Source organism: Dellaglioa sp. CoH-57-MRSF-21 (genome assembly GCF_056781915.1).
Map to the genome: position 1 here is coordinate 1 of NZ_JBXAXU010000245.1, position 241 is coordinate 241.

Annotated in this window: 1 protein-coding gene; it reads right to left on the reverse strand. The window is 56.0% G+C overall.

Annotation, left to right across the window (positions count from 1 at the left end):
• Positions 1-241, reverse strand: a 241-nt coding sequence (locus tag AC1RPQ_RS08650; protein WP_481762375.1) for a hypothetical protein, incomplete at both ends; no start/stop codon positions are given.

Sequence of the window (241 nt, forward strand, 5' to 3'; positions counted from 1 at the left end):
GGACAAAGCACATACGGTTGGGATCGTAGCAGGCAACAAACGCACCTTTCTTCGAGAGTCGAATCGATACCGGGACAATCGACGTTGCCATGCTGGCTACCGGTTTCAAGGCCACGGCCTTGACCATGCCAGCCAATTCGGCCAACTGCTCAGCACTGATCTTCTGGACGCGTGCGTCACTCTTGTCCTCTTCGACCTCGATCTCCAGCGCATCCTGAGTCGTGAGTCGAGTGTTGTAGGC